This window comes from Leifsonia sp. KNZ13-11D, from assembly GCF_056754895.1.
Genome location: NZ_JBPGWU010000001.1, coordinates 2665747 through 2687435, shown reverse-complemented (window position 1 = coordinate 2687435; position 21689 = coordinate 2665747). Strand labels below are relative to the sequence as shown.

Below are 21689 nucleotides of genomic sequence, written 5' to 3'. Positions count from 1 at the left end.
CCCGCGACCGGCCGCAAACCGGCCCCCGACCAGCCCCCAAACCGGCCCGCAAACCGGCCCGCCCGCGACGCCGCGGTCAGGCGGTCTCCAGCGCTCCGATCAGGTACGCCGTGAGGATGCGGCGCAGCCGGGGCTCGAGGTCGATGAGCGCGTGCCCGAGGCGCGGGTCGGAACGGTACAGCGCAGCGATCTCGGGCGGAGGGGTCGAGATCTGCCAGAACGTGCCCGCGAGCGAGGTCGCTGCGGCCACGAGGTCCCGCGCCGCGGAATCCGGCAGCCCGGGCAGCGAGGAGCGGACCGCGTCGGCGATGCGGGCGAGGCTCTCACCGCTGGTCAGCTTGTAGGCGCGCACGGCCTCGACCGAGACGTTGCGCTCCAGGTTGAGCGGGGCCTGCGCCAGCAGGTCGCAGAACGGCCCGCGTTCGGCGAGCGTCGTCGAGAAGGCCGCGGCGACCTCCGCGGGGCTGGATGCGCCGCCCAGCCGCTGGCACAGCGCGGGCGTCCATTCGCGCCATGCTTCGGCGGTGAGCCGGAGGAAGATCTCCTCGCGGGTCTCGAAGTAGCGCAGCATGGCCGACTTGTGCATCCCCACCGCGTCCGCGATCTCGGTCAGGGTGACCGTGCGGATGCCGCGCTCGGCCGCCAGCGCACGCGCCGCGTCCAGGATGGCCTGCTCGCGCACCGCTTTCGCCTCGCGGCTGCGGGCGCGCTGGAAGGTCTCCGACGACGTCATGCACCGATCATAGCGCAACACGGTTGCACTATTTAAAGAAACGGTGTTTCATTAACGACATGGAACAGACACTCACCACCGACCGGGCACCACAGACCTGGTTCATCACCGGGTCCTCCCGCGGCTTCGGCCGCGCTCTCGTCGTCGCCGCACTGCAGGCGGGCGACCGGGTGGCCGCGACAGCGCGGCGCCCCGAGCAGCTGGACGACCTCGTCGCCCAATACGGCGACCGCATCCTCCCGCTCGCCCTCGACGTGACGGACGCGGCACGGGCCGCCGACGCGCTCGCGGAGGCGGGCCGGCGCTTCGGCCGCCTCGATGTCATCGTCAACAATGCGGGGTACGCCAACGTGTCACCGATCGAGACGACCGACGACGCGGACTTCCGCCGTCAGTTCGAGACGAACTTCTGGGGCGTCTACAACGTCAGCAAGGCCGCGATCCCGCTCCTGCGGGAGCAGGGCGGCGGGCTCGTCATCCAGTTCTCCTCGGTGGGTGGACGCGTCGGCGGCTCCCCGGGCATCGCGTCCTACCAGGCCGCGAAGTTCGCGATCGACGGCTTCAGCCGCGTGCTGCGGGCCGAGACGGCACCCTTCGGCGTGCGCGTGCTGGTCGTCGAGCCGAGCGGCTTCCGCACCGACTGGGCCGGCTCGTCGATGGAGGTGCACGACGTGCCCGAGTGGTACGAGGAGATCGTCGGCGCGATGAATCGCCGGGTGCGGCAGAGCGGCGCCGGCCCGGCCGGCGACCCGGTGCGCGCGGCCGAGATCCTCGTCGGCATCGCCGCCCGGCGCGACCTGCCGACGAACCTCCCGCTCGGTGCCACGGCCGCGGAGTTCAGCGTCGCGCAGGACCGCCGCCTCCTCGACTCCGACCTCGCCTGGTCGCCGGTCAGCCGCTCCGCCGACGCTGACCAGCCCTACCCCGTCCCCTTCCCGCCCGACGCCGCGTGAGCCGCGCCCACGGCGGGGCGGGATGCGAGCGCAGGTGACGATCCGGTGAACACGGCGGGTGCTGCCTGCCGCGCGCGATACCGGGCCGCTATGCTCCAGCCGTAGGCCAGGTCGACGAGGGGAACGGCCATGCAGGGACTGTCATCCGCCGGGGCGTTCGCCGCCGCGATCGCGCTCGCCGCGATCGTGCTGGTGATCGCGCCGGCAGGGAGCGCCATCCAACCCGCCGTCATGGCGGTGGACCTGGTGGTCGCCGGTGTCGCGGGGGCGGCGGCGGCGACCTTCCTGGGTATCGCGGGCGGCCTGCGTCACCGCCGGCGCCGGGCCCGCTAGCGGCAGAACACCCCCGAGCGCAAGGGGTCACCTGCAAAGTTGACAAGGCGCGCGTGCGTGTGGAGCATCGAGAAGATGACGTTGGTGGACGGAACCCTCGAGGACTTCGCCCGCGATTTCGAGATCGCGCTGGCGCAGCGCCAAGTCATCGCTGCCTACCAGCCGCAGATCGACGTCGCCGACGGCTCCATGGTGGGCGTCGAGGCGCTGGCCCGCTGGACGCATCCCGAGCACGGCCCGGTCGCGCCCGACGTCTTCGTCGACATCGCGCAGAAGACCGGCCTGCTGCCTCTGCTGACCGCGCGCATCATCTCCGATGTGACGGCCGAGTACATCCCCGGCTGCACCATCGACATCGCTGTGAACGTGTCGGCCACGCAACTGGAGGATCCGTCCCTCTACGACATGTTCGAGGGCGCGTTCGCGACCGGCCGGTGCAATCCGGCCACCCTGACGGTGGAGGTGACCGAGAGCCACAGCATCGAGCGCCCGGAGCGGGTGGCGGCGCCGCTCGAAGCGCTCGCCGCCGCCGGCGTGACGATCTCGGTCGACGACTTCGGGACCGGCCACTCGTCGTTCGCCCGGGTGGAGTCGCTCCACGCGCGGGAGCTCAAGCTGGACAAGAGCCTGGTGCAGTCCGAGGAGCGCGTCCACGAGGTCGCGCAGATCATCAGCGAGGCGCATCGGCGGGGGATCCGCGTGGTGGGCGAGGGTGTCGAGACGCAGCTGCAGCTCGACCGGCTCGCCATGGCCGGATGCGACCGGGTGCAGGGGTACCTCATCTCGAAGCCGCAGCCGGCGGACGTGCTGATCGACTGGTACCGGGCCCGCTTCACCCGCTGAGCGGTCGCCGGCGCGGATCGCCCGATCGCGGGTCGCCCGATCGCGGGTCCGCACACGACGAACGCGCACGCCCCGGGGGATCGTGCGCGTTCGCGAGGTCAGCGGTTCAGAGCGCGTCGAACGAGTCGATGTCGACCCGCGGCTCCTCCTGGCGGGTGGCGGGCGGATCGACCTCGATCTGCGCCCAGGTGACCGGCATGCCCGGCGAGAACAGCACGTCGACGCCGGGGCCGCCGCGCAGCGGCGGGATGGTCACGTAGCCACCGCCCGCACGCACCGCCTCCAGGATCTTGCCGCGGAGGTCGGTCACCGGATCGGGCAGGAAGTAGTCCTTTCCGTCGACCGTGAGGCGGTGAACGATCATGCGGTGTTTCCTTTCCGTTCGTGTGTCGTAGAACACTATCGCGCGGTCACGATACACCTGTATTCCTGGCGTATAGGCTCGCAGGAGCATTCACGCGCGCCACCTCGACACACGAAAGGCTTCCGTGGGAACTCTCCGTTACGACGGCGAAAGCTACGAACTCGACGACCGCCTCCTGTTCCACATGCAGATCGCCATCAGCACCAAGCTGCGGCGGGGTGAGAACTTCTTCCTCACCTGGCCGGTCCCCGCCGAGCTCGGCAGCGGACGGCACACGATCTGGGTGGACAACGGCGTCCCCCTGCACATCTTCTTCTCCGGGTCGAAGGTGCCGACGCTCAACAAGGACTGGATCGAGGCCATGATCCAGACCGGCAGCCGCGCCTCCGGAATGATCGTGATGGAGGAGTCGGAGACGCGCCCGCCGGGCCAGCGATGAGGCTGGGCCAGCGCTTATAGCGGATGGTTTCAGCGAAAACAAGGCCCCCCGAATTTCTTGCTTCACCGGACCGGTAGTTCGATCATCTAACTAGGTCAACGACTCGCACCGCGACGGAAGAGAAGTAAGGAAGAACCATGGCCGAGCAGCTCGCCGACATCATCGATCTCCCCACCGAGTACGTCTCCTGGCACTCGCCGGCCGCGGCGCTCTGGGTGGCCTCCACGCCGACCTCCTACGTCGGGATGGTGGACCGCAACCACGACGGCTTCGTCGCCACCGACTGCACCGGTCGCGAGCTCGGCGTCTACGGCTCGCTGGAGTCGGCCCGCGTGGCCGTGTACGGCGCCTGGGTCGCGCCGGCCCCGGCCGAGCAGACCGCCGACCAGGCGCTCATCGCCTGACCGCCCCCGGACCGTCCCGGCGGGCGTTTCGGGTGCGCCCACCGGGATCTGGCGGAACCCCGGCACCGGTTCGGTGCCGGGGTTCCAACATATTCACTGGATGGGCGAGCCGCCCCGTCAGTTGAGGCTCGGCTCGGCCAGCGCCTCCGCCACCGCCTGCTCGACGCCGAGCTCCCGGCCCTCCGCGACAGCTTCGGCCAGCCGGCCCGGAGGGGTCGCCGCCGCCAGCCGGTCCAGGTAGCGCTGGTGGAAGGTGAAGGTCGGGCCGTTGTGCGTTCCGGACCGCTCCCGCAGCGCGTGCGCCGCGCCCGCGAGCCGCCCGGCGCGGTCGACATCGCCCGCCAGGGCGGCGACCGCCGCCAGCCCCTCCAGGCCGTACGCGATGCCCTCGATGTGCCCGAGGGAGGTGGAGAGCGTCACGCTGAGCATGAAGTCCTTCCTGGCGTCTTCCGGGGCTCCGAGGAGGAGGTGCGCCCAGCCAAGGTGGTAGGCGGCGATCCGGCCGCCCACAGCGTCTCCGCTGCGCTGGGTGAGGGCCAGTGACTCGTCGAAGCGGTCGAAGGCCGTCCGCACCGACTGCTCCAGCAGGGCGACGCGGCCGAGCAGCACGAGCGCCATGGACTCGCCCCAGACATCGGCGGTGTCGCGGAACAGCGCGAGGCTGCGCTCCATCACCTCCTGGGCGCGGGCGGTGTCCGGCTTCTCCCCGGCCAGCAGGGCGAGGGCGAGCGAGATCATGGCCATCGCCTCTCCGGTGCGGTCGCCGCACTGGCGGAAGAGGTCCGCGCTCTCCTGAAGGTCGGCGGCCACCCGGCCGTCCGGGTCCTTCCAGAAGCGGATGGTGCGCGTGAAGTAGAGCGCGATGGCGCGGGTGCGGTCGTGCAGCGCGTCGCCCGACTCGAGCGGTTCGTCCATCCACGTCCGCACCTCGCCGAGGAGGCCGATCACCCAGAAGTAGAGGAACAGGTTGAAGGCGAGCTGCGCGGCCCGGTCCCAGTCCCGGGCGTCGAGGAGGTAGCGCTCAGCCGCGCGGAGGTTGTCCCGCTCGTCGCCGAGCCGTTGCAGCCACTCCCGCTGGCCGCCGGCCTTGAGCGGGAGGCGTGCGCGGGCGCCGAGGTCGATGAAGAACCGCGCGTGGGCGTCGCGCGCGGCCTGCAGCTCGCCCTCGGTCTGCAGCCGCTCGCGGGCGTACTCCCGGACGATCGCCTGCATGGTGAAGCGGGGCCGGTCGTCGCTGTCATGCTGCGACACCAGGCTGGAGTCGACCAGCACCGCGAGGTCGCTGAGCACGTCGGCCCCGTCGCCGTCCTCGCCGACGGCCTCGGCCGCCTCCAGGGTGAAGCCGCCCTCGAAGACGCCCAGCCGCGACAGCAGCCGGCGCTGCGCGGGCGCCAGCAGCTGGGTGCTCCACTCGATCGTGCGCCGGATGGTCTGCTGCCGCTCCGGAAGGTCGCGTGAGCCGCCGACGAGCACGGAGAGCCGCCGGTCGAGCCGGTCGAGCAGTTCGGCGGGGGAGAGCACGCGGATGCGCGCCGCGGCGAGCTCGATCGCCAGCGGCGCCCCGTCGAGGGCCGCGCAGACGCGGGCGACCGCCTCCGCGTTCTCGGGGGTGACCTCGAAGTCCGGTTTGACGGCGTGCGCGCGCTCCACGAAGAGGTTCACCGCGGAGTCCTCGGCGAGCGGGCCGACCTCGTAGCTCTGCTCGGCGCTCACCCGCAGCAGCGCACGGCTGGTCACGAGCAGCGCGAGGCCCGGGGCGGCCGCGAGCAGCCCCGTGAGCTGGGGCGCGGCGTCGAGCACCTGCTCGAAGTTGTCGAGCACGAGCAGGATGCGGCGGTCGCGCAGCGCGGTGACCAGGTTGTCCAGGATGGGGGCGTCGCCCGTGTCGCGCACGCCGAGAGCCTGGGCGATGCGGTTCGGCACCCGCTGCGGGTCGTGCACGGCCGACAGGTCGACGAAGACCGCGCCGTCCTCGAACTCCTGTGCCGCGGCGCGCGCGGCCGCGATGGCCAGGCGGCTCTTCCCGATCCCGCCGGGTCCGGCGAGCGTGATGAAGCGCGTGCCGGTCGAGAAGCGGTCGACGATGGCCCGGATGTCGTCGTCCCGGCCGACGAGCCCCGTCAGCGGCACCGGCAGGCGGACGGGCTCCACGACGCGGTCGGCGTCGCTCGCCACGTCGGCCGTCACGACCGCCCGGCTCTGGTCGAACCGCTCGGCGAGGAGTGTGGCGAGGTCGTTCCCGACCAGCTGCGCGAGTTCTTTGGGCGTCTCGAAGTACTTGTACGCGGCGCGGTCGTCGTCGCGGATGCGGGTGAGCAGCGCGGAGAGCTTCGGTTCGCGCCCGTCGGCGGGCGTCTTCACGTAGAGCAGGCGGGGCAGGTCCGGTGGGCAGAGGTTGTACTCGTCCTCGAGCCCGGAGACCTCCTCCTCGGGGGCGACCCAGCCGTAGCGCTCCCAGTAGAGCCCCACGAAGACGTCGCTCTGCTCGAGGTACGCCCGGTACAGCTCGCGTGGTGGATGCGGGCGGGCGCCGAGCTCGAACATGACCGGCGCGAGGTGCAGGCGCTCGATGGCGGTCCGTGCGGCGCGGCGCTCGGCGGCGAGCTCCTGCAGCGTGGACGAGACGAAGATCCGGAGCCGCTGGTCCGGGGTCCGGATTACATGAGGGTGGCTCATGTAACGTCATTCTGTTGCGTCCGTATGAAAATGTACAGAGGGCAGTCCATGGGGGTTCCCTAGCACGTGGGAAGTACGGAGCGCAAGGCTCTACAGCCGCATCCCGATCCGGCGTTAGCTAGGCATGTGAAAGAAGTCGCCTGGTACGTCCTTGGATTCTCCGCCGCGGTGTGCGCCCTGGCGTTCGGACTCCTCCTGGCGCCCGGAGCCGCGGATGCGACCCACGGGTCGGGAGGGCTGCTCCAGCACCTCACGAGCACGCAGTGGGCCGACCTCGTCGTCGGACTCGTCTTCGCCGCGATCGCCTTCGTGAGCGGCAGCTACCTCTCGTCGCGGGCGGCCTCCGAGGCCGTCGACGCGATGCCGTCGGCCACGCCGGCGGTGGAGCTCGTCACCGCGAAGACCGCGGGCTGAGCCCCACCGTCCGCTCTCACATGTCGCGGTAGCGCTGGGCGGCGGCGAGGGCCTCCTTCAGGCCTGCTGCGTCGTACCGGCGCACGTAGGCCGGGGTGTCGCGCTGTGCGCGCCATCCCTCGGAGAGCGGTCCGATGTCCACCGGGTCGAAGCCGAACTCGTCGATCAGGGCTGCGACGCGCTCGCGCGCGCCGGCGTCGTCGCCCGCGACGATCAGCGCGCGGCGGTCGGGCGTCCCGGCCGGGAGGCTCTGGCTGGTGAGCTCGCGCGCGCCGATGTGGTTGAACGCCTTCACCACGTGCGACTCGGGCAGCACCTTCTGCAGGCGCTCGGCGACGGTCGTCGACTCGTCGTCCAGCTTCGGGATGTTGCCGTCGCGGTGCGGGTAGTAGTTGTTGGTGTCGATCACGATCTTCCCCGCGAGCTCGGCGACGGGCAGCGTCGCCTCCGCGGCCAGGGGCGTCGTCACCACCACGATGTCGCCGGCGGCCGCGGCCTCCGCGGGGGTCGCGGCGCGGGCGTGGCCGCCCAGTTCGCCGACGAGACCCTGCAGGGTCTCCGGGCCGCGGGAGTTGCTGAGCACCACGTCGTAGCCGCGCGCGACCGCGAGGCGCGCGAGCTGGGAGCCGATGTGGCCTGAACCGATGAGTCCGATCGTTGTCATGTCCGACGGAACAGCGACGCGGCCGTCACGATTCCCCGGACTGGCGATCCATTCTCATCCGCACAACCCGACGCCGGCGGAGGTCAGGATGACCGTGCGGTTCTGCTCCGCGAGCGCGTCGGAGTACTTCCCGCTCGCGTCCGTCTCGCTCTTCCAGCCGCACCAGTGGAACCCGACCCCGGCCGTCTGCAGCAGCGACGCGGGAACTCCCAGTCCCACCAGCGCGGCCTTCACGGCCTCCGCCCGGCGTAGCGACAGCGCCGTGTCGGCCGTGTTGTCGGTGGCCTGGTCCTTGGACGCGGTGCCCGTCACCGTGACCGGCTTGCCGTTCTGCTCGATGGCCGGCACCAGGGTGGCGAGCACCTTCTGCGCGGCGGCCGGGTCGGAGAAGTCGGCCGTGTCCTTCGTGAACAGCAGGTCGCTGTTGCGGATGACGACCGGATGCGACCAGTCGGTCTTCGTCGAGACGGCCTCGACGGCGACGGGCGTGACCGGGGGCAGGCCGGCAGCGGCGCTCCCGGAGGCGGGCTCGGGCAGCAGCGACAGCGTGCCGCCCGCGGCCTTCACCACGGCCGACCAGATCGCCTCCAGGTTGCTCCGGGCGGGCACGGTGAGCGGCTGCTGCGCGCCCGCGACGTCGCCCATCCCGGACCAATACACCGTGACGCCCTTGAGATCCGTCGGCAGCAGGCCCCGAGTCGTGAGGTCGGCCACCACCTGAGCGGGGTCGGCGTAGAGCAGGCCGGTGCCGGCGAAGTTCAGCGGGTCGGTCGTCTGCAGTCCGCTGCCGATCACGACGACGCCCATCGGGTCGCCCCCGAGGTCGCGGGCCGCCTGGTCGATGGCCCCCAAGAAGTCGACTTCCGGTGCGGAGGCCTTCAGCCCGGCGATGTACGAGCCGATCTGCGCGAGTTTCGTGCGCTGGTCGTTCTGGCAGACGATCGCATCCTGGGCGGCGGAGCCGAGTGCGGTCGTGCCCATCACCTGCGGGGTGCCGGAGGGCACGACGACCGTGACGCTGCCGTTTGTCTTGCCCGCCTCCTCCAGCTGGCTGGAGGCGGAGGCGGGGACGGCGACGGCCGGTGCGTTGGCCGTGCTGCCGGCGACGACGCCGAGGTTGCGCTTGTGGGACTGATCGCAGGCCTGGCCGGACGCTGTCGCGGGCGTGCAGGCCGTCAGACCCGCGCAGACGGCCACGACGGCCGCGGCGGCCGCCAGGATGCGCGCGCGGGTGACCCGCGCCGCGGTCACTGGAGGCCTCCCGGGGTCGTTCCGGGCGGCAGCGGCGCGGCGATGTCCGGGGCGTCGACGCTGCGGCGGGACCGCAGCTCGCGGATGATCTGACTCGTGCTCTCCGGGTCGCGTTCGCGCTGGGCGAGGCGGGTGGCGAGCTGTGCGCGCACCACGTCCATCCGGGAGTGGAAGGTGACCCGGGCGCCGGTGTACCGGATGGCGTCGTGGGTGTCGAGCTGCAGAGCCGATCGGGTGCGCTCCTGTGCGGCGACGGCCTCGCCGAGCAGCCGGTCGCGGTGCAGCCGCAGCCGCGCGGCGTGCGCGTGCGCCTTCTCGGCCGCGGTGAGCAGCGGGCGGGTGGTCAGCCAGGCGACGATGAAGCTGACCGCGCCGGAGGTGACGAGCACGCCCAGCATCAGGAACGCCATGATCGTGTCCGGGGCCGTCCACGAGAAGCCGGCGGGCGCCGCGGTCTGCGCACCGCCGACCAGTCCGGTGAGACCGCCGGCGCTCTGCGCGTCGATGCCCGCCTTGATCCGGGCGACCGTGACGCCGGCGAGCACGGCGGCCCAGACCAGCCCCAGGACCACGGCCGTCGCGATCCACCGCCGCGACATGACCCCGGCCTGCACCCGGCGCAACAGGATGGCCACGATGTGCGGCAGTGAGACCACGGCCAGCGAGATGCCGAGGGTGATGATGTACATCTGCAGCCCGATGGAGCCGTACTGGCTGTCGTTGCGCAGCAGCAGGGTGAGCGCCTGCGCGAGCAGTATGTAGTCCACCGCGATCATCCCGACGAGCAGCACGTAGACCATCGCGTGGGCGAACGGCGAGATGTGCCCGACGCGCGGGCGCAGACGGGGAGGGCGGGTGACGATGTCGCGAGCCATGGCGTCCTCTCAGGCGTAGGTGTGGAAGTCGGGGTCGTGGCCGGCGAGCTTGGCGTCCAGCCGCTCCACGTCGAGGTCGGCACGGCGGATGTCGTCCTCGGCGCGCTCGAGCGCCCGGCGGATGAGCTCCACCCGGGCCTGGGCCTCGGCCACCTGCACGGAGGCGGCGGCGACGTTGCGGGTGCGCTGGCGTTCCAGGTCGGCGACGCCCGCCCGCTCGAAGGCGGCGAGCTCGTGCTCGAACACCTCCAGCGTCTCGACGTCGACGGCGTGCCGCATCCGGCGCAGACGCCAGAGCAGCCGGCGGCGAAGCCCTCCGGTGGCGGGGACGCGGTAGTCCTTCAGTCGTTCACGCCGGGGCATCGGTCCTCCTGTGGTCGGCCTCGTGGGGTGCGATCGGGTGCAGGGCGTCGACGGCCGTGGTGCGCGAGGTCAGCCAGCCGGCCCGGCGCAGGCCCGGCGGCTGCGGAGCGACCCGGCCTGCGGTGGCGCGGCGGAGCGCGCCCCAGTAGACGGCGGCCAGCTCGTCGGAGCGGTCGAACATCCGCGCCGCCCGCAGCTGCGCCGCGGTGAAACGGGTGTTGATCAGCGCGCTCAGCTCGTCGGAGCGGCGATGCGCCCGGCGGATGCGCCGCTCCAGGCGCCGCAGTTCCTCGAACGCCGTGCCCGACGCGTCGGCGATGCGCAGGCGTTCCGCCTCGGGCAGCCGGTCGAGGCGATCCTCGTAGGCGTCGAGGTCGGCGCGCAGCGCGGCGGTCACCATGCGGTGCTCGGTCAGCTCGCGGCGCATGGCGCGGAAGAACCGCTGCTCCTCCCGGCGGGCGAAGCCGTCGGCGCGCGCCTGCAGGGCCGCGACGGTGGGTGTCGTGCCTTCGGCCGCCGGTGCGGAGCCGTCGTGGACGGCGGCCGCGTCACTGTGCGCCAGCCGTGCCATGCGGCGGCGGGCCAGCGGTCCGGGTCTGAGCGGCTGCATGGTCATAGGGGGCGAGCGTAGGGAGCGGGCCTGGACGTCGCCTAGGGGAACGGCGAAGGAAGGCCGAACGTGACCCGATCGTGACCCCCGGTAGGGTGGTTCGGTGAGCTGGCAGTCCCAAGACATCGTGCTCGAACTGAACGATGTGACCTTCCGCCGTGACGGCACGTACATCCTCCACGGCATCGACCTCACCGTGCGCGCCGGTGAGCACTGGGCGCTGCTCGGGCCGAACGGCGCGGGCAAGTCGACCGTCCTCGGCTTCTGCGGCGCCCTCACCTTCCCGACGTCCGGCACGGTGGATGTGCTGGGGCACCGGCTCGGCAGGGTGGAGCTGCAGGAGCTGCGGCGGCACATCGGTCACGTCAATCCGCGGCATCCCGTGCGCTCGCCGCTGACCGTCACCGAGGTCGTGCTGACCGGCATCACGGGGACGCAGGAGCTGCCGATGCGCTGGGAGCCGGGGGACGGCGACGTGCGCCGTGCGCACGACCTCCTGCATGCGGTCGGACTCGACGAGCGCCGCGACTCCCGCTGGCCCACCCTGTCGCAGGGCGAACGCGGACGGACCCTGATCGCCCGCGCGCTCATCTCCGACCCGCGGCTGCTGCTGCTCGACGAGCCGACGACCGGACTCGACGTCGCGGCGCGCGAGCAGCTGCTGGAGACGATCGACGGACTCGCACACTCGGCGCCCGCCCTGGCGTCCGTGCTGGTGACGCACCACCTCGAGGAGCTGCCGGAGTCGACCACGCACGCGCTCCTCATCGCGCACGGTCGGACAGTGGCGGTGGGCGGCATCGACGACGTGATCACGACCGAGACGGTCAGCCGTGCCTTCGAGCACCGCATCCGGGTGGAGAAGGCGGAGGGACGGTGGAGCGCACGCGCCGTCAGGGAGCGCGCGATCGTCGGAGCGCGGGACTGAGCCCGTGGACCAGCCCACGCCGCAACAGGCCACGCCGCAACAGGCCACGCCGCAACAGGCCGCGTCGCAACAGGCCACAGCGGACGACGGCACCCCGATCGCCTTCGAGGAGCGGGGCGTCGGCGTCCCGGTCCTGCTGATCGCCGGCCAGGCGACCGGCATGCACGGCTGGGGCCCGTTCGCGGACGCCCTCGCCCGCGACTTCCGGGTGATCGTCTACGACCACCGCGGCATCGGCGGGAGCGGACTGGGCGACCCGGCGGCGTACTCCACCCGCGGCTTCGCCGAGGACGCGGTCGCGGTGCTCGACGCGGCGGGCGTCGCGGCCGCGCACGTGGTCGGGCACTCGATGGGCGGACGGGTCGCCCAGTGGCTGGCGGCCGACCATCCGGAGCGGGTCCGCCGCCTCGTGCTCATCGCCACCACCTCCGGCGACCGGTCGGCCGCCCGCCGCGACCCCTCCGCCGTCGCCGACCTGCTGAGCGGCGTCCGCGAGCGGATGCTGCCGCTGTTCTTCGACGACGGCTGGGCGGCCGCGCATCCCGCGGACGTCGACCGCTTCTTCACCCGGGTCGCCACGCGTCCGGCGCTGCGCGGGCACTTCGCGGCGAGCCGCGACCACGACGGCTCGTCCGTGCTCGACCGCATCCGCGCCGACACGCTCGTCGTGCACGGACGCCACGACGCGCTCACGCCGGTGTCGCACGCGCACCTGCTCGCGGAGCGCATCCCGCACGCGACGCTGACCGAGTTCGAGGCGCGCCACGGCCTCCACCTCGACACCCCGGAGGTGGAGGAGGCGGTGCGCGGCTTCCTGCTGCCGCCGGGGCAGCGGCCCGCCGGCTGAACACACCGCGCCTCAGGCGACCGCGAAGACCCCGTCGCGCGCCGCAGCGACGAACTCCGCGTAGTCCGCCTCGGCCTGGTCCGCGTAGCGGCGACCCCACTCGGCGAGGGCGCGCGGGAACGACGGGCCGGTCCCGAGATACCCGGCCACGAACGCCGCCTTGGGGGAACGCGCGTGCGCCCGGGCGAGGACGGCCCCGCACATCCGTGCGTAGTCGAAGAACTGCACTGCGTTCATCGACGGGATGTCGAACGACGCGTTCCGGTTGCGGAACTGGCGCATGTAGAACGCGAACCCCTCGACACGCAGGAACCCGAGGAACGGATCCGACACCGCCTGCAGGATGCGCTGGCACGACACCACGCGGTAGCCCTGCTCGTCCGGGAGCAGCGCCAAGTCCAGGTAGCCGGGCAGCGGGGCGACGCCGCCGAAACGCTCGACGACGGACGCCTCTGCCTCCTTCAGCTGCAGCAGCACCACCTCGCCGGTCGGCCCGCGCAACGCGATGACGAAGCACCGCGTGCCGACGCTGCCGACGCCGACCACTCGCCGCGCGACGTCGTCGAGGCGGAGCTGCGACGTCAGGAGGGCGGTGTTCGGCGGCAGGGTCGCGCGGTAGCGCTCGTAGGCGCCCTGGGCCAGCGCCTGCACCTCGGGCTCGACGCGCCGGAGGATGGGCGGCCGCTCGATGAAGTGGAGCACACCGTTCTCGTCGGTCTCGAGCGTCTTGCGCGCGACATGCTCGCTGGTCCGCTTGCGCGACTCCTTCGTCACCTGGTCGATGAGGCTCAGCATGTCGGGGCTGAACAGCCGGCTCTCGCGGGCGGAGGTGACGGAGCTCGGGGTGAAGTACCGGGCGATCAGCGGGTTCTCCAGCGCCCGGGCCAGCCAGATCCGGTACGCCGACGCGGACGCCTGCGCGGCCTCCATCACGAAATCGGCGGGCAGGGGGATCGCACGCCCGGCGATCACCACGCTGGCGACGAGCCGCTTCACGTCCCACTCCCACGGACCGACCGTCGACTCGTCGAAGTCGTTGATGTCGAAGACCATGGCGTTCTCGGGCGAGCGATAGATGCCGAAGTTGGAGAGATGCGCGTCCCCGCACACGACGACCTCCGCGCCGGTCGACGGCGCCGAGCGCAGATCGGCGGCCTGGATCGCCGCGGTGCCGCGGTAGAACGCGAACGCGTCGGCGCTCATCCGCTCCACCCGCAGGTCGATGAGGTTCTGCAGCCGGTTCTCGTGCTGGGCGCGCAGGATGCCGAGCGGGTCGCGCCCGGGAGGCGGGACGTACTCGGCGTGCGCCGAGCGGGGGAGCGTCGTGCGGGCTGCGCGGCCCGCCTCGAACAGTTCCGCGGCCGAGAGGGGCGACTCCGCCCGCTCGCCCGTTTCCGCGATGTCCACGGTCATACCGCACCTCTTCCACGGAGCCACCGCCGTGGGGACGCCGACGTCCCCGGGTGTGGACGCGCTCATCATAGGTCCCCGCGTGGCCGCTAGGGTATGCAGAATGCAGGGATGGATCGAGCACCGCCGGGAGGACGGCGAACGCGTCGGATGGCTGCGTCCGGAGGGCGACGGTTTCGTCCCTGTCGACCTGCTCGGGCGCGAGCTCGCCGGTCCGGTGGACTGGCTGACCGGCGAGGAGCTGCTCGAGTCGACCGGCATCGGGTACCTGGCCGACCGCTACGAGCTGGTGCTCGACGACGGGCGCGCCCTGCGGGTGCGGCTGACCGAGGTCTCGACCGAGCGCATCGTCGTGAAGAAGGACGACTTCGGGGCGATCGACGCCCCGCAGCTGATCTACACCCTCCCGTTCCCGATCCCCGAGTCGCTCCGGCCGGTCTGACGGACCGCGTCATCCGCGGTCCGCGCATCCGCGGGTCCGCGCTTCCGCGGACTGTCCGCGGTCCGTCGCGCGGCGCTACCATCGGCCGCATCCGCGCCGTCGGGCCGGTGCGAGAGGAGACCGCGATGATCCCGCTGACCGTCGGAACGCGAGCGGAGGCGCCGGATCGGCCGGCCGTGCTCGACGGGTCCCGCTTCAACCGCCACACCTTCTGGTGCGGCCAGAGCGGATCCGGCAAGACTTACGCCCTCGGCGTCGTGCTCGAGCAGCTGCTCCTGGAGACCGAGCTGCCGCTGGCGGTGTTCGATCCCAACGCCGACTTCACCGAGCTCGCGCGCACGCGGGACGACGTCCCCCCGGCCGAGGCGGCGCGGTGGGACGGGCTCGACATCCGGGTCTTCCACTCCAGCACTCCCCGCGAGCCGCAGCTGCGCATCCGCTACATCGACCTGAGTGTGAGGTCGAAGGCGTCGGTGGCGCGGCTCGACCCGATCGCCGACGAGGAGGAGTTCAACGCGCTGCTGCACCTCGATGTCGGTCCGAAGGACTTTTCGCGCGACACGTTCCTGCAGACCCTCGCCGCATCCAGCGACCCTGCACGGCGCCGGCTCGGCCTGCGGATCGACAACCTCGGCATCCTGGACTGGCCGCTGTGGGCCTTCGGCGGCGCGTCCGTCTCGGCGGTGGTGGAGCAGCGGCCGCCGGTCGTGGTGCTCGACGTCGGCGGGTTCTCACACCCGGCGGAGCCCCAGGCGGCGGCGCTGGGCATCCTGGAGGACCTCTGGGAGCGGCGGATGGAGCGCCGGCCGGTGCTCATCGTGATCGACGAGGCGCACAACTTCTGCCCGCCCGTCCCGCGGTCGAGCGTCGAGGCGCAGCTGACCGAGCAGCTCATCCAGATCGCGGCGGAGGGGCGGAAGTTCGGGCTGTGGCTGTTCCTCTCCACTCAGCGGCCCACCAAGATCCACCCCAACGTGCTCTCGCAGTGCGACAACCTCGGGCTGATGCGGATGAACTCGCCGCGCGACCTGGCCGAGCTCGCCGACGTGTTCGGTTTCGTCCCGCGCCAGCTCCTGGAACAGTCGCCCTCGTTCCGCAAGGGGGAGGCGCTGTTCGCCGGATCGTTCACGGAGGAGCCGCAGCTGGTCCGCATCGGGCGCCGTCTGACGGTGGAGGGCGGGAGCGACCTGTCGGTCGCGGCGCGGTCCGCCTGACGCTGCCCGGCCGCTCAGGCGTCGCGTCGGTCAGGCACTGCTCGCGCCCTTCCCGTGCAGCTGCTGCCGTTCCGCCTTCCGCGCCACCGCATCCTCCTTCATGAGCTCGCGGGTATGGCGCAGGTCGCCGATGTACGGCCGCCACAACCGGGCCCGCGGGTCGGCGTCGACGAGGACCGCCCGCACCAGCAGGGTGATCGGGATGGCGAGGATCGCGCCGATCGGCCCGAGCACCACCGCCCAGAACAGCACGGCGAAGAAGGTGAGGGTCTGGCTGAGCGCCACCGCGTTGCCCACGACCTTCGGCTGGATGATGGACTGCACGACGGCGTTGACGACGCCGTAGATGACGATGATCGCGATCACGGTGCCCCAGCCGCCGGTGAGGAAGCCGAACACCAGCGGGGGGACGAGCGCGACGAAGTAGCCGACGTTCGGGATGAAGCTGCACAGGAACGACAGGATCGCCCACAGCAGCGCGGCCGGGACGCCGAGCGCCCACAGCGCCAAGCCGTTGAGGACGCCCTGCACGACACCGAGGACCGTCGTCACCACCATGTAGCGGCGCACACCGTGCGCGAAGCTGCCCAGGGCGAAGACCAGGTTCGGCCGCGACGGCTCCAGCTGCTTGAGCAGCGTCGGCGTGTACGCGGCGTCGGCCGGCATCAGGATCAGCATGGTCAGCACGATGACGAGGAACGCCGTCAGCCCGAGGGCGCTGCCGAGCAGGCCCGAGAAGAAGCCGAGGAACTGGGACGGGTTGAAGCTGGACTTCAGCTGCTGCACCTGTTCCGCACCGAGCCCGATGGTCTGCGCCCACTCGCCCAGCTTGTCGCCGAACTCCTGGAGCTGCGGCTTGTACTGCGGCAGCATCCCTACGAACTGCGCGAGGGCGACGATCAGCAGGCCGATGAACCCGGCGAGCAGGGCGAACACGGTGAGTGCGACCGCACCGGTCGCGAGGCCGGACGGTGTGCCGTGCCGTTCCAGCCACACGCGCACGGGCTGGGCGCAGATGGTGAGCACGAGCGCCAGCAGGGTGGGGGCGAGGATGCCCTTGATCCCGCCCATCCCCCAGGCGATCACCACGGACGCGGCGATGATCAGCAGGATCTTCAGTGCGCGTCCGATGCCCGCTCCGGAGCCCTCATCGCTGTCCGGGCCGACGGGGGGCGCCTCCTCGACGCGCGTGCGACCGCGGCGCCGGAAGGGCCACATCCCGCGCCTGGCGGGCGCCGCGGCGGGGCCGTCGGTCGCGGCGGGTGCGCCGGGGCCTGTCGATGCGTCGGTCATGATGCCTCCCGATCGGTGGTGGCCGCGGCGGCGCCGGACGGCCGGGCGGGAGGATCGGCGCCCTCCCGGCCGTCCGGCAGGCGGATCACACGGTGGGGGCGGCCGGGGGAGCGGTCGGCGGGACCGTCGGTGCGGCTGCGGCCGGTGCGGCCGTCGGTGCGGCGGGGCCGGTGGCGCCGCCGGTGTGCTGACCGGAGAGGGCGCGTGCCTTCAGGTGCGCGAACTCCTCCGGGGTGATGGCGCCGCTGTCGAGCAGCGCCTTGGCCTTCGAGATCTCGTCGGCCGGGCTCGAGCTGGCGACCTGGCGGATGTAGTCATCGGTCGCGGACTGCATCTGCCGGGCTTCGCGCTGGTTCCGTTCGGCCATCCCGGGCCCGCGCGCGATCAGATAGACCAGCGCGGTGAGGAACGGCACGAAGATCAGGAAGATGATCCACACGGCCTTCCACCACCCGTTCAGCTTGTGGTCGCGGAACAGGTCGCTGATGATCGCGAACAGCGCGAACAGATACGCCACGAAGGCGAAGCTCCAGAAGAAGAGCCAGACGACGCTCCAGAAGTTGCTCCAGTCCATGATGGACTCCCCTCTCCACTCCAGCTCGCATGTCTGGATGTGCGGTGAGAGTAACCCGGCGCGTGTTCGCGCGGCTAGTGGGTAGTTCCGGAGTGCTTCGGCGGCGTGGTCGGCATGCAGTTGCCGCCTATTGCGGTCACTGAAATTCAGACTGATGTTGCTATCGCAATACTATCGAGCAATCGGTTTTCAGCGTCTGCGTCAGCAGCAAGACGGGGGAGGTGCGTCGTGAAGGTCGCGTCGGACAGCGGTGCCGCCCGGCAGGGGCGTGTCGGGTGAGCTTGGTCTATGACTCGGGGGAGTCGGAGAAGGTGAGGTCGGCGCTGTCGGCGAACGTCGATGCCGCGTCGGGGGCGTTGGAGAAGCTGGGGAGCGCGTCCGACCGTCTTGTCGCCGGTCTGGGGTCCGGGGAGCTGTCGGGGAGGGGGTACGCGGCGGTGGGCGCGTTGTTCGCGCAGGTCATCGTGCCTTGCATCGCCCGGGCGACGGTCGGCGTCGACGGTATTCGGGGCGACCTGGTGAAGTACGCCTGGGAGGATTCGAAGGTCAGCCGGTTCGGGATCTTGAAAGAGGCCGAGCTGACGACGATGCTCACCGCGACGAAGAAGCAGCGGGATGCGACCGAGCATCTGATCCAGGTGAACAGTGATGCGGCGGCTTCGTCGGCCGCGGTGCCAGGGTTGAGTGAGTCGCTGGAGGTGAAGAACCGTCAGCTGGAGTTGGTGCTCAACCACCTGGAGAAGGATCTTCACGGGCTGGAGGACCGGCTGATGGCATTGCGCGGGTTCGCGTCCGGAACCCGCGGGCTGTTCGGCGACAGCCTGGACAGGCTGGAATCCGGGATCGCCGGCGCCGTGGCCCTGTTGAAGCAGCTCGACGCGGCCGGCAGTGGTGCGGCGGCTGGACGGGGTGGGCAGGCGGCGAGGAGCAAGCTGCTCGACTTCCTGTCCGGCCTGGCCACGGACTGGTCGGGGGCGTCACCCGAGCAGTTGTTGTCGCTGCTGAAGAACGTGTCCGCGTCGCAGATGGCGTTGCTGTTGGCCGCGCACCCGGAGTTGCTGCAGCGGTTCTGGGATCACCCGCCGGCGCCGGAGAAGGTCGCCGACTGGTGGAAGTCGTTGGACGCGGAACAGTGCCGGGAGTGGGCGGCTACGGTTCCACGACTGGTCGGGAATCTGGACGGTCTCCCGCCGCGGGTGCGTTCGGATGCGAACCATGCGTGTTTGGTCGATGATCTCAAAGAGGCGCGGAAGCGCCTGAGTGACGCACTATCCGACCCGGACCTCGCCTCGGAGGTCGACGCGGTTCGTGACAAGGCGCTTCGCCGTCTAGCGGACGCGCAGAAGCTGGCGGACACGCTGGCCCGGATCGCGACCGCTTACGGCGGTGGTCCGACCGGTAGTCCGCCGCACGAATTGTATGTGTACCAGCCGGGGGAGCGGATCAAGGTGGCGATCAGTACCGGGCTGCTAGAGACCGCGGAGCACATCAGTGTCCTCGTGCCCGGGATGGGAACCACCGCGAACGATATCGGGCAATACGTCGATGCCGGAAGAGACATGCTTAGGCAGCAATCGAAGGCGTCCGGTGTGGATCCGAGCAAGATCGCGGTGCTGTCCTGGCTGGACTACGACCCGCCGGGCGGGGCGGATGTGTGGGGGGGTATTCACGATGATCTCGCGAAAGCGGGAGCGGAACGTCTGGCGAATACCCTGCGGGGGCTGACCGCGGTGAAAGACTGGCCCGCGAACGCGGCCGGTCTCTCCGTGGTCGCGCACTCGTATGGGACCGATGTCGCCACGTTCGCCCTCTCCCAGAGCGGGGTGTCGGCCGGGCACGTGGTGCTGTTGGGCTCGGCAGGGATCGCCGGCAGTATCCCCACAGCGGCGGCGCTGCACGTCCCCGGTGGGGAGGTGTACGCCTCCGAGGGTGTGCGGGACGAGTGGGCCGGGATCGGACGGTTCGGATCCGGGCGCACCGACCCCACCAGCCCGGAGTTCGGCGCCCACACCTTCAGCGCCGAAGCCGCCACACTTGACGGTGTCGATATGAAAGGCATCACCAAGCACGGGCCGTTTGGCAACAGCGCAAAAAACCCCGATTCCTACAGTTACCTCGACAAACGCACCTCCGCCCAGTACGCCACCGCGATGGCGACCATGGGCCGCGGGCAGGACATCCCCACCGGCGGCACCCCACAAGACCGCGGAACGGTGCCGAACCCGCAACCGCTCCCCAGCCCCACCCCGTCGGAATCACGACGATGAGCACCAGGCAGGCAGGCACGCGGCGCACCGCCTTACGTGCTGTCGCGATCACCGTCCTGCTCACCACCGGCTTCTTGACCGGGTGCGGAGCGCAACCAAAAACCGCGAAGGAGATCCAGCAGGTGGAAGATTCAGACCGAGCCGACCGCGCTGCGGTCCGCCAGGAAATTCAGCACCTCTACGACGAGGCCACAGCCTTGGTCGCGGACACTTGGCCGAAGCCATACGACATGGATTGGGGGACCGGGTGTGGCGACTATGCCGATGGCACCCCGTCCGAAAGTTGGAGCATCTTCAACCAGTACAAGGGGCCGACCAAATCCAGTCCGGCGGAGACCGCCGAGCACGTCGCGAAGTTGTGGACGGAGCACGGGTTCCCGACGAAGGTGGTCGAGGACGACAAGATCTTCCCGCCGCGGAAGGTCGTCTCCTACCCGCCATATCTGACCGGAGTGCGCAAAGACGGCTTTGGGATCGAATTCACGATTGGCGAGAACTACTCCGACTTCGTCGGGAACAGCCGGTGTGCACCGATCGACCCCGACGACCAGAGACTCCCCAAGAACTGGTGACGGTGATTCCTCCGCTCCTGAGGTCAGGCCGATGAGCACAGCGACCGCGCGCAGCTCACGGCGCGTGTGGCGTGTCACTGCGTTGACCGTATTGCTCGCTACAGGTCTGCTGACCGGGTGCGTAGCGCAACCGAAAACCGCGAAGGAGATCCAGCAGGTGGAAGATTCCGACCGATCCGACCGTGCCGCAGTAAAACAGGAGATGCAGCACCTCTACGACGAGGCCACCGCCCTCGTCGCAGACACCTGGCCGAAACCATTCTCCATGGAGTGGGGGACCGGGTGTGGCGACTATGCCGATGGCACCCCGTCCGAGAGCTGGAACATCGCGAACCAGTACAAAGGCCCGACCAAATCCAGTCCGGCGGAGACCGCCGAGCAGGTCGCGAAGTTGTGGACGGAGCACGGGTTCCCGACGAAGGTGGTCGAGGACGACAAGATCTACCCGCCGCGGAAGGTCGTCTCCTACCCGCCGTATCTGACCGGGGTACGTGAAGACGGGCTCGGCATCGAGTTTACGATTGGCGAGAACTACTCCGACTTCCAGGGCTACAGCCGGTGCGCGCCGATCGACCCCGACGACCAGAGACTCCCCAAGAACTGGTGACGGTGATTCCTCCGCAGCTGAGGTCAGGCGGATGAACACAACGACAGTGCGTACCTCGCGGCGCGTGTTGCGTGTCGCTGCGTTGACCGTGTTGCTCGCTACAGGTCTGCTGACCGGGTGCGCGCCGCAACCGAAAACCGCGAAGGAGATCCAGCAGGTGGAAGATTCAGACCGATCCGACCGCGCCGCCGTGCAACAGGAGATCCAGCACCTCTATGACGAGGCCACAGCCTTGGTCGCGGACACCTGGCCGAAGCCATACGACATGGATTGGGGGGTCGGGTGTGGCGACTATGCCGATGGCACCCCGTCCGAGAGTTGGAGCATCTTCAACCAGTACAAGGGGCCGACCAAATCCAGTCCGGCGGAGACCGCCGAGCAGGTCGCGAAGTTGTGGACGGAGCACGGGTTCCCGACGAAGGTGGTCGAGGACGACAAGATCTACCCGCCACGCAAGGTCGTCTCCTACCCGCCGTACCTCACCGGGGAGCGCAAAGACGGTCTCGGGATCGTTTTTACCATCGGCGAGAACTACGCCGACTTCGAGGGCAACAGCCGTTGCGCACCGATCGACCCCGACGACCAGAGACTCCCCAAGAACTGGTGACGGTGC

At 70.7% G+C, this 21689-nt stretch carries 25 protein-coding genes; 14 read left to right on the top strand and 11 right to left on the bottom strand.

Annotated features, from left to right (window positions below; all coding sequences use genetic code 11):
- Positions 1-76: 76 nt before the first annotated feature.
- The gene (locus tag ACR9Y5_RS13375; RefSeq protein ID WP_481298401.1) at positions 77-733 is read right to left on the bottom strand and encodes a TetR/AcrR family transcriptional regulator; all 657 of its coding nucleotides are present in this window, start codon (positions 731-733) and stop codon (positions 77-79) included.
- A gap of 59 nt (positions 734-792) precedes the next feature.
- Between ACR9Y5_RS13375 and ACR9Y5_RS13370 the strand changes: the two genes are divergently transcribed.
- From ACR9Y5_RS13370 to ACR9Y5_RS13360, 3 genes are all read left to right on the top strand, one after another.
- Positions 793-1686 carry an SDR family NAD(P)-dependent oxidoreductase gene (locus ACR9Y5_RS13370; RefSeq protein WP_481298400.1) on the top strand — a complete coding sequence of 298 codons (894 nt, stop codon included), beginning with the start codon at positions 793-795 and terminating at the stop codon, positions 1684-1686.
- A 129-nt stretch (positions 1687-1815) separates the two neighbouring features.
- Positions 1816-2019 (top strand): hypothetical protein, encoded by a 204-nt coding sequence (locus tag ACR9Y5_RS13365; RefSeq protein ID WP_310128116.1) that lies wholly within the window; start codon positions 1816-1818, stop codon positions 2017-2019.
- Between the two features lie 75 nt (positions 2020-2094).
- Positions 2095-2862 carry an EAL domain-containing protein gene (locus ACR9Y5_RS13360; protein WP_481298399.1) on the top strand — a complete coding sequence of 256 codons (768 nt, stop codon included), beginning with the start codon at positions 2095-2097 and terminating at the stop codon, positions 2860-2862.
- 106 nt (positions 2863-2968) lie between these two features.
- Here ACR9Y5_RS13360 and ACR9Y5_RS13355 read toward each other — a convergent pair whose 3' ends face one another.
- A complete protein-coding gene (locus tag ACR9Y5_RS13355; RefSeq protein WP_310128119.1) occupies positions 2969-3226 on the bottom strand; it encodes a hypothetical protein in 258 nt (85 codons plus the stop codon).
- Between the two features lie 124 nt (positions 3227-3350).
- Between ACR9Y5_RS13355 and ACR9Y5_RS13350 the strand changes: the two genes are divergently transcribed.
- Together ACR9Y5_RS13350 and ACR9Y5_RS13345 are read left to right on the top strand one after the other, a co-directional pair.
- Positions 3351-3665 (top strand): DUF7882 family protein, encoded by a 315-nt coding sequence (locus ACR9Y5_RS13350; RefSeq protein ID WP_481298398.1) that lies wholly within the window; start codon positions 3351-3353, stop codon positions 3663-3665.
- Positions 3666-3802: 137 nt separating this feature from the next.
- The gene (locus ACR9Y5_RS13345; RefSeq protein ID WP_481298397.1) at positions 3803-4069 is read left to right on the top strand and encodes a hypothetical protein; all 267 of its coding nucleotides are present in this window, start codon (positions 3803-3805) and stop codon (positions 4067-4069) included.
- Between the two features lie 117 nt (positions 4070-4186).
- Here ACR9Y5_RS13345 and ACR9Y5_RS13340 read toward each other — a convergent pair whose 3' ends face one another.
- On the bottom strand, positions 4187-6745 hold the full coding sequence (locus ACR9Y5_RS13340) for a DUF4062 domain-containing protein (protein WP_481298396.1): 2559 nt from the start codon (positions 6743-6745) through the stop codon (positions 4187-4189).
- A 126-nt stretch (positions 6746-6871) separates the two neighbouring features.
- On the opposite strand from ACR9Y5_RS13340, the gene ACR9Y5_RS13335 reads away from it, so the two are divergent.
- The gene (locus ACR9Y5_RS13335) at positions 6872-7159 is read left to right on the top strand and encodes a hypothetical protein (RefSeq protein WP_481298395.1); all 288 of its coding nucleotides are present in this window, start codon (positions 6872-6874) and stop codon (positions 7157-7159) included.
- Between the two features lie 16 nt (positions 7160-7175).
- Here ACR9Y5_RS13335 and ACR9Y5_RS13330 read toward each other — a convergent pair whose 3' ends face one another.
- The 5 genes from ACR9Y5_RS13330 to ACR9Y5_RS13310 are packed head-to-tail and all read right to left on the bottom strand — an operon-like array spanning position 7176 to position 10928.
- On the bottom strand, positions 7176-7823 hold the full coding sequence (locus ACR9Y5_RS13330; protein ID WP_481298394.1) for an NADPH-dependent F420 reductase: 648 nt from the start codon (positions 7821-7823) through the stop codon (positions 7176-7178).
- A gap of 54 nt (positions 7824-7877) precedes the next feature.
- The gene (locus ACR9Y5_RS13325) at positions 7878-9074 is read right to left on the bottom strand and encodes an OmpA family protein (RefSeq protein ID WP_481298393.1); all 1197 of its coding nucleotides are present in this window, start codon (positions 9072-9074) and stop codon (positions 7878-7880) included.
- Entirely contained in the window at positions 9071-9949 is an 879-nt protein-coding gene (locus ACR9Y5_RS13320; RefSeq protein ID WP_481298392.1) for a hypothetical protein, read from the bottom strand. The genes ACR9Y5_RS13325 and ACR9Y5_RS13320 overlap by 4 nt, the downstream gene beginning before the upstream one ends.
- 9 nt (positions 9950-9958) lie before the next feature.
- Positions 9959-10312 (bottom strand): hypothetical protein, encoded by a 354-nt coding sequence (locus tag ACR9Y5_RS13315; RefSeq protein WP_481298391.1) that lies wholly within the window; start codon positions 10310-10312, stop codon positions 9959-9961.
- Entirely contained in the window at positions 10299-10928 is a 630-nt protein-coding gene (locus ACR9Y5_RS13310) for a hypothetical protein (protein ID WP_481298390.1), read from the bottom strand. The genes ACR9Y5_RS13315 and ACR9Y5_RS13310 overlap by 14 nt, the downstream gene beginning before the upstream one ends.
- A gap of 97 nt (positions 10929-11025) precedes the next feature.
- Between ACR9Y5_RS13310 and ACR9Y5_RS13305 the strand changes: the two genes are divergently transcribed.
- Both ACR9Y5_RS13305 and ACR9Y5_RS13300 read left to right on the top strand, forming a co-directional pair.
- On the top strand, positions 11026-11850 hold the full coding sequence (locus tag ACR9Y5_RS13305) for an ABC transporter ATP-binding protein (protein WP_481298389.1): 825 nt from the start codon (positions 11026-11028) through the stop codon (positions 11848-11850).
- A 4-nt stretch (positions 11851-11854) separates the two neighbouring features.
- On the top strand, positions 11855-12697 hold the full coding sequence (locus ACR9Y5_RS13300) for an alpha/beta fold hydrolase (protein ID WP_481298388.1): 843 nt from the start codon (positions 11855-11857) through the stop codon (positions 12695-12697).
- A 12-nt stretch (positions 12698-12709) separates the two neighbouring features.
- Here ACR9Y5_RS13300 and ACR9Y5_RS13295 read toward each other — a convergent pair whose 3' ends face one another.
- Positions 12710-14110 carry a DUF2252 domain-containing protein gene (locus ACR9Y5_RS13295; RefSeq protein WP_481298387.1) on the bottom strand — a complete coding sequence of 467 codons (1401 nt, stop codon included), beginning with the start codon at positions 14108-14110 and terminating at the stop codon, positions 12710-12712.
- 100 nt (positions 14111-14210) lie between these two features.
- On the opposite strand from ACR9Y5_RS13295, the gene ACR9Y5_RS13290 reads away from it, so the two are divergent.
- Both ACR9Y5_RS13290 and ACR9Y5_RS13285 read left to right on the top strand, forming a co-directional pair.
- Positions 14211-14549 (top strand): hypothetical protein, encoded by a 339-nt coding sequence (locus ACR9Y5_RS13290; protein ID WP_481298386.1) that lies wholly within the window; start codon positions 14211-14213, stop codon positions 14547-14549.
- Between the two features lie 125 nt (positions 14550-14674).
- Positions 14675-15763, top strand: a complete 1089-nt coding sequence (locus ACR9Y5_RS13285) for an ATP-binding protein (protein ID WP_481298385.1) — start codon at positions 14675-14677, stop codon at positions 15761-15763.
- 30 nt (positions 15764-15793) lie between these two features.
- On the opposite strand, the gene ACR9Y5_RS13280 is transcribed toward ACR9Y5_RS13285, so the two are convergent.
- Together ACR9Y5_RS13280 and ACR9Y5_RS13275 are read right to left on the bottom strand one after the other, a co-directional pair.
- The gene (locus ACR9Y5_RS13280; RefSeq protein ID WP_481298384.1) at positions 15794-17056 is read right to left on the bottom strand and encodes an AI-2E family transporter; all 1263 of its coding nucleotides are present in this window, start codon (positions 17054-17056) and stop codon (positions 15794-15796) included.
- 85 nt (positions 17057-17141) lie between these two features.
- The gene (locus ACR9Y5_RS13275) at positions 17142-17630 is read right to left on the bottom strand and encodes an SHOCT domain-containing protein (RefSeq protein ID WP_481298383.1); all 489 of its coding nucleotides are present in this window, start codon (positions 17628-17630) and stop codon (positions 17142-17144) included.
- 275 nt (positions 17631-17905) lie between these two features.
- On the opposite strand from ACR9Y5_RS13275, the gene ACR9Y5_RS13270 reads away from it, so the two are divergent.
- From ACR9Y5_RS13270 to ACR9Y5_RS13255, 4 genes are read left to right on the top strand one after another with little or no spacing between them, the layout of a single operon-like run.
- The gene (locus ACR9Y5_RS13270; protein ID WP_481298382.1) at positions 17906-19897 is read left to right on the top strand and encodes an alpha/beta hydrolase; all 1992 of its coding nucleotides are present in this window, start codon (positions 17906-17908) and stop codon (positions 19895-19897) included.
- A complete protein-coding gene (locus tag ACR9Y5_RS13265) occupies positions 19894-20469 on the top strand; it encodes a hypothetical protein (RefSeq protein WP_481298381.1) in 576 nt (191 codons plus the stop codon). Before ACR9Y5_RS13270 ends, ACR9Y5_RS13265 begins: the two co-directional genes overlap by 4 nt.
- A gap of 31 nt (positions 20470-20500) precedes the next feature.
- Positions 20501-21076: a hypothetical protein gene (locus tag ACR9Y5_RS13260; protein ID WP_481298380.1), complete on the top strand. Its 576-nt coding sequence runs from the start codon at positions 20501-20503 to the stop codon at positions 21074-21076.
- Positions 21077-21107: 31 nt separating this feature from the next.
- The gene (locus ACR9Y5_RS13255) at positions 21108-21683 is read left to right on the top strand and encodes a hypothetical protein (RefSeq protein ID WP_481298379.1); all 576 of its coding nucleotides are present in this window, start codon (positions 21108-21110) and stop codon (positions 21681-21683) included.
- The last annotated feature ends 6 nt before the right edge of the window (positions 21684-21689 follow it).

Bases quoted from the DNA above. Each gene is read 5' to 3' on its own strand.
- ACR9Y5_RS13375 (WP_481298401.1), bottom strand. From the start codon at position 733: ATGACGTCGTCGGAGACCTTCCAGCGCGCCCGCAGCCGCGAGGCGAAA.
- ACR9Y5_RS13370 (WP_481298400.1), top strand. From the start codon at position 793: ATGGAACAGACACTCACCACCGACCGGGCACCACAGACCTGGTTCATC.
- ACR9Y5_RS13365 (WP_310128116.1), top strand. From the start codon at position 1,816: ATGCAGGGACTGTCATCCGCCGGGGCGTTCGCCGCCGCGATCGCGCTC.
- ACR9Y5_RS13360 (WP_481298399.1), top strand. From the start codon at position 2,095: ATGACGTTGGTGGACGGAACCCTCGAGGACTTCGCCCGCGATTTCGAG.
- ACR9Y5_RS13355 (WP_310128119.1), bottom strand. From the start codon at position 3,226: ATGATCGTTCACCGCCTCACGGTCGACGGAAAGGACTACTTCCTGCCC.
- ACR9Y5_RS13345 (WP_481298397.1), top strand. From the start codon at position 3,803: ATGGCCGAGCAGCTCGCCGACATCATCGATCTCCCCACCGAGTACGTC.
- ACR9Y5_RS13340 (WP_481298396.1), bottom strand. From the start codon at position 6,745: ATGAGCCACCCTCATGTAATCCGGACCCCGGACCAGCGGCTCCGGATC.
- ACR9Y5_RS13330 (WP_481298394.1), bottom strand. From the start codon at position 7,823: ATGACAACGATCGGACTCATCGGTTCAGGCCACATCGGCTCCCAGCTC.
- ACR9Y5_RS13320 (WP_481298392.1), bottom strand. From the start codon at position 9,949: ATGGCTCGCGACATCGTCACCCGCCCTCCCCGTCTGCGCCCGCGCGTC.
- ACR9Y5_RS13315 (WP_481298391.1), bottom strand. From the start codon at position 10,312: ATGCCCCGGCGTGAACGACTGAAGGACTACCGCGTCCCCGCCACCGGA.
- ACR9Y5_RS13310 (WP_481298390.1), bottom strand. From the start codon at position 10,928: ATGACCATGCAGCCGCTCAGACCCGGACCGCTGGCCCGCCGCCGCATG.
- ACR9Y5_RS13295 (WP_481298387.1), bottom strand. From the start codon at position 14,110: ATGACCGTGGACATCGCGGAAACGGGCGAGCGGGCGGAGTCGCCCCTC.
- ACR9Y5_RS13290 (WP_481298386.1), top strand. From the start codon at position 14,211: ATGCAGGGATGGATCGAGCACCGCCGGGAGGACGGCGAACGCGTCGGA.
- ACR9Y5_RS13285 (WP_481298385.1), top strand. From the start codon at position 14,675: ATGATCCCGCTGACCGTCGGAACGCGAGCGGAGGCGCCGGATCGGCCG.
- ACR9Y5_RS13280 (WP_481298384.1), bottom strand. From the start codon at position 17,056: ATGACCGACGCATCGACAGGCCCCGGCGCACCCGCCGCGACCGACGGC.
- ACR9Y5_RS13275 (WP_481298383.1), bottom strand. From the start codon at position 17,630: ATGGACTGGAGCAACTTCTGGAGCGTCGTCTGGCTCTTCTTCTGGAGC.
- ACR9Y5_RS13265 (WP_481298381.1), top strand. From the start codon at position 19,894: ATGAGCACCAGGCAGGCAGGCACGCGGCGCACCGCCTTACGTGCTGTC.
- ACR9Y5_RS13260 (WP_481298380.1), top strand. From the start codon at position 20,501: ATGAGCACAGCGACCGCGCGCAGCTCACGGCGCGTGTGGCGTGTCACT.
- ACR9Y5_RS13255 (WP_481298379.1), top strand. From the start codon at position 21,108: ATGAACACAACGACAGTGCGTACCTCGCGGCGCGTGTTGCGTGTCGCT.